General features: G+C 77.5%; 5 protein-coding genes. 2 read left to right on the top strand and 3 right to left on the bottom strand.

What is annotated here, in order from left to right:
- Nucleotides 1–104: 104 nt before the first annotated feature.
- Entirely contained in the window at nucleotides 105–509 is a 405-nt protein-coding gene (locus ABZY57_RS31955; protein ID WP_356517910.1) for a hypothetical protein, read from the bottom strand.
- A 114-nt stretch (nucleotides 510–623) separates the two neighbouring features.
- Here ABZY57_RS31955 and ABZY57_RS31950 point away from each other — a divergent pair, with 114 nt between their 5' ends.
- Nucleotides 624–1,439 carry an MBL fold metallo-hydrolase gene (locus tag ABZY57_RS31950; RefSeq protein ID WP_356517908.1) on the top strand — a complete coding sequence of 272 codons (816 nt, stop codon included), beginning with the start codon at nucleotides 624–626 and terminating at the stop codon, nucleotides 1,437–1,439.
- A 74-nt stretch (nucleotides 1,440–1,513) separates the two neighbouring features.
- Nucleotides 1,514–2,053, top strand: a complete 540-nt coding sequence (locus tag ABZY57_RS31945; protein ID WP_356517912.1) for a VTT domain-containing protein — start codon at nucleotides 1,514–1,516, stop codon at nucleotides 2,051–2,053.
- 304 nt (nucleotides 2,054–2,357) lie between these two features.
- On the opposite strand, the gene ABZY57_RS31940 is transcribed toward ABZY57_RS31945, so the two are convergent.
- The gene (locus ABZY57_RS31940; RefSeq protein ID WP_356517906.1) at nucleotides 2,358–3,473 is read right to left on the bottom strand and encodes an MBL fold metallo-hydrolase; all 1,116 of its coding nucleotides are present in this window, start codon (nucleotides 3,471–3,473) and stop codon (nucleotides 2,358–2,360) included.
- Nucleotides 3,474–3,537: 64 nt separating this feature from the next.
- Entirely contained in the window at nucleotides 3,538–4,629 is a 1,092-nt protein-coding gene (locus ABZY57_RS31935; RefSeq protein ID WP_356517904.1) for an aminotransferase class I/II-fold pyridoxal phosphate-dependent enzyme, read from the bottom strand.
- Nucleotides 4,630–4,702: the final 73 nt, after the last annotated feature.

Genomic DNA, 4,702 nt, shown 5'->3' with positions numbered 1-4,702 from the left:
GGCGCGGGGGCGCGCGGCGCCGGCGTCGGCCGGAGGCCGGGGCGGGCGCCGGGGCCCCGGCTGGGGCTGGGTGCCGGGGCCTCGGCTGGGGCTGGGTGCCGGGGCTACGTACCGTCGTATCCGGCGGTCGGCATGGAGAGCCGGCGGTGCACCTCGGCCTTCATCGCGGAGGTGTAGCGCGGCTCGTCGAGACCGGCGGTTTCCAGCCGTACGCCGCGCCGGGCGCATTCCGCGGTGAACTCCCCCACGGAGCGCAGCGCGCGGGTCAGCACCCGGTGGTTGGCGGTGACGAACAGGTCGACGCGCCCGGCGTCGATGTCGTTCCACAGCCCGCAGTGGTCGGCGCGCAGCCCGTAGACGAACAGCTGGCGGGTCACGACGTAGCCCCGGTCGGCCGCCCAGCGGGCGCACATGGCGTGCTGGCTCCGGGTGTCGACGGCGAAGGGATCCGTGTCCAGGTCCTCCAGCGGGGCCAGGCTGGCGATCGCGGCCACGCGCAGCTCATCCATGCCGCCCGACCCTACTCCGATCCGCCGCCGGGGAGGAGGGGGCGGGAAGGCCCGGTTCCCCGGTTCCGGGCGCTTCGGGCGGGCAGCCTTTAGGCTCGGACGGGACCCGGTGGCATGCGGGACCAGGGAGGGGATCAGGGGCCGGTGGACATCACTTGGTGGGGCCACGCCACGTGCACGGTCGAGGACTCCGGTGTCCGGCTGCTCACGGACCCGCTCTTCGCGCGCCGGCTGGCGCACCTGCGGCGCCGTCGCGGGGCGGTGCCCCCGCCGGAGGCGGCGGTCGCCGACGCCGTGCTCGTCTCGCACCTGCACGCCGACCACCTGCACGTGCCCTCGCTGGCGCGCCTCGCGCGCGGGACCCGGCTGCTGGTGCCGCGCGGGGCGCCGGGCGCGGTGCCGGGGCTGGCGCGGATAGCCGGGGTGCGGGGGCTGGAGGTCACGGAGCTGGTGCCGGGCGACACGGTGGCCGTGGGGGACGGCGCAGGGGGCGGCGGCGTACGGGTCCGGGCGGTCGGCGCGCGGCACGACGGGCGGCGGCTGCCGTTCGGACCGCGGGTCGCCCCCGCGCTCGGGTACGTGATCGAGGGCTCGTCGCGGACCTACTTCGCCGGGGACACCGGCCTGTTCGACGCGATGGCCGACGAGGTCGGGCCGGTGGACGTGGCCCTGCTGCCCGTGGGCGGCTGGGGGCCCTACCTGGGTCCCGGGCACCTGGACGCGGCGGGTGCGGCGCGGGCGCTGGCCCTGCTGGCGCCCGCGGCGGCGGTTCCGGTGCACTGGGGTACGTACTGGCCGATCGGGATGGACATGGTGCGGCCGCACGAGTTCCACGCGCCGGGCGAGGAGTTCGTACGGTGTGCGCGGCGGGAGGCGCCGAAGGTGACGGTCCGGGTGCCCGCGCACGGTGAACGGGTGCGGCTGCCGTGACGGCCCTGTCCCAGCTCGCGGAGGCGGGCGCGCAGGTCCCGCCGGAATCCACCCAGCAGGCGGTCGGTCTCCCGATGCTCTTCGTGCTGGTGGCGCTGGGCGCGCTGGTGCCGGTGATTCCGACGGGCGCGCTGGTCAGCTCCGCGGCGGTGGTGGCGTTCCACCAGGACTCCGTGCCTTTCGGGCTGTTGCTGGTGTTCGGGGTGTCCGCACTGGCCGCCTTCGTCGGGGACCTGGCGCTGTACTGGCTGGGCCGGCGCGGGGTGCACTCGCGGAACGGCTCGCGCCGGCTGGAAGCCCTGCGCCGGCGGGCGACCCCCGAACGCCTCGCCCAGGCGCAGCGCAAGCTCGACGAGAACGGCGTACTGGTCCTGGTGGTCTCCCGCCTGCTGCCGGGCGGCCGCATCCCGGTGATGCTGGCCTGCCTGCTCGCGGAGCTCCCCCTGCGCCGGTTCGCCCGCGGCTGCGGACCCGCCTGCCTGGCCTGGGCAGCGACCTACGGCCTGATCGGCATCGTGGGCGGCTCCCTCTTCGCGGAGCCCTGGAAGGGCGTGGCCGTGGCGGTCGCCCTCACCGTACTCATCAGCGCGGCCCCGGCCCTCTGGCGCCGCTGACCTGGCCGGTCGCGGAACCCGCCCCACGTGCGCAGCCGTTGCCGGGCCCTGCCCCCGGACCCCCGCGCCTCGAACGCCTGCGAGGCTGAGCCTGGCCGGCCGCCGCCTGCCACCGCGGACGCGTCTGCCACACAGCGGCGCATCCGGCTTCCAGCCGTCCGGCGTTCGAGGACCAGGGTCCGGGGCGAAGCCCCGGCACGGGTCCGGGCGCAGCCCCGGCGGGGGTCCGGGCGCAGCCCGGGGAACGGGGGAAGGGCGGGTCGGGGACGGCCCCGCAGGGCCGCCCGCCCGCAGCCGTCGGCGGCTACAGGGCCCGGGACGCCCCGACCGGAAGGTCCCAGAGGTGCTCCCGGGGCAGCCCGGTACGGGCCCACGCGGCCCGCACCCGCTGGAGCGGCTCCATCACGGGCTCCGACGACAGCACGAAGGTCCCCCAGTGCATGGGCGCCATCCGCCGCGCCCCCACGTCCAGGCAGGCCTGAACCGCCTCCTCCGGATCCGCGTGGACATCCCGCAGCCACCACCGCGGGGCGTACGCCCCGATCGGGAGCAGCGCGAGATCGATGCCGGGGTGCCGCCGCCCGATCTCGCCGAACCAGTGCCCGTAGCCCGTGTCACCCGCGAAGTAGACCTTCTTCGCGGCGTCGCCCCGCCCCTCGGCGGCACTGAGCATCCAGCCGCCCCACAGCGTCCGGCACGCGTCCATCAGCGACCGCTTCGACCAGTGGTGCGCCGGTACGAACTCGAACCGTACGCCGCCCAGTTCGGCCGACTCCCACCAGTCGAGTTCGGTGACCCGGGTGAACCCCCGCCGCCGGCACCACCGCGCGAGACCGGCCGGGACGAAGAGCGGCGTCGTGCGCGGGAGGCGTTTGAGGGTGGGGGCGTCGAGGTGGTCGTAGTGGTTGTGGCTGATCACCACGGCGTCGACCGGCGGCAGTGCCTCCCACCGCACCCCGACGGGGGTCATCCGGGCCGGGGTGCCGAGGATCCGCCGGGACCAGACGGGATCGGTCAGCACGGTCAGCCCGCCGATCCGCAGGATCCAGCTGGCGTGCCCGGCCCAGGTGACGGACGCCGTCCCGGCGGCCACGGCGGGCAGCGGGGCGGGCGCGTACGGCAGGTCGGGGATGCCGCGCAGCCCTTCGGGACCGGGCCGGAAGGCGCCTTCGCGGGCGAGCCGGGCGAACGCGCGCAGCCCCGGCAGCGGGGTGGTCAGCCGGTCCGCGAACGAGCGCGGCCACAGCCGGTGCTCGCCGAGCGGCCGCGGCCGGGCGGGCCGGACGCCGGCAACAGCAGCGGCAGCAGCAGCGGCAGCAGCAGCGGCCCGTGTGGCCGCCGGGGGGACGTCCGGGCCGGCCCCGGCCTCGGCCCCGACCTCGGCCCGGGAAGCCGAGGGGGCGTCCGTCTGGTCCCTCATCGAGAAGTCTCCGTTCACCGGCGGCATGCGGTCTGTCCGGGCGGGTTCGCGTCGCGGGCGGGCCTCAGTCGGACAGCCCTGCCAGGACCGTCCGGAGCCGGGCCAGGGAGTCCCGTACGTGGGGCAGTGCGAGGGGGTCGGTCGCCGTGAGCGCCGCGAGCTGCTCCTGCGGGGTGGCACCGAGCAGCGGTCCGGTCGACAGCCGGACCCGCGGGGCGACGGTCTCGTCCGCGAACCGCTGCCCGCCGGGCGTCGGCGCGCCGAGCCGTCCGCCCAGCCAGTCCTCCAGTTCCATGGCGTCGCCGACGCCCTGCCGGGCGAGCCCCGAGCGCAGCGGCGTCAGGTCGGCGTAGAGGTGGCGGCCGGCCTGCGGGGGCCGGGCCAGCGCCCCGGCGGCCAGCAGTTCCCGGTGCGCGGCCCGGGCCACGGCACCGTGCAGGGCGGCGGCCGCGGTGGCGCGTCCCGCGACGGCCGCGGGCTCGTCGAGGGCGTGCGCGGCCGCCCCGGCGACGGGTCCGGCGACGAAGCCGCCGGTGGCGGTGAGCACGTCCAGGGTCCGGGCCCGCAGCCAGGTGCCGTGCGGGGTGCCGGGGAAGCGGATCACGGCGGCGGGCCAGCCGGCGGGCAGCAGCGCGCCGGAGAGGTCCAGGAGCACCGCGGTGTCGTCCGGCAGCATCTCGGCGGGGCTGAGCACGACGAGCCGGTCGTGGGAGGCCCGGAGCCCGCCGGGGCCGTCCGTGCCCGGCCCGCCCAGGCGGCCGCGGACCGGCCGGTGGACGGTGTCGCGCCAGGTCTCGTCGCTGACGACGAACAGCCCGGCGGACTCGGCGGCCTCGCAGGCCTCGCGGAGCAGTTCGGGGGGCGGGACGGTCGCGGTCGGGTCGTCCGCCACGGACAGCAGCAGCACCCGCGGGTCGCCGCCCTCGGCGCGGACCCGGCGCACGGTCTCCAGCAGGGCGTAAGGGTCGGGTACGCCGCCGCACTCGGCCGGGGTGGGTACGTGGTAGGCCCGACGTCCCAGCAGCCGGACCTGCGGCGTCCACCAGGCGGGACACGGCCGGGGCAGCATGACGTCGCCGCCGTACGCGCCGAGCAGCGCCAGCAGCAGGGCGGGCGCGCCGGGTCCGGCGGCCACGTGGTCCGGGTCGGTGGGCACCCGGCCGCTCACAGCAGATCACGCAGGTCGGCAGGCAGATCCGGATGGGCGGCGATGGCCTCGCGCACGGCGG

The sequence above is a fragment of the Streptomyces sp. NPDC006450 genome (assembly GCF_040612195.1).
Classification (GTDB): Bacteria; Actinomycetota; Actinomycetes; order Streptomycetales; family Streptomycetaceae; genus Streptomyces.
This window is presented reverse-complemented; position numbering and strand designations above follow the sequence as displayed.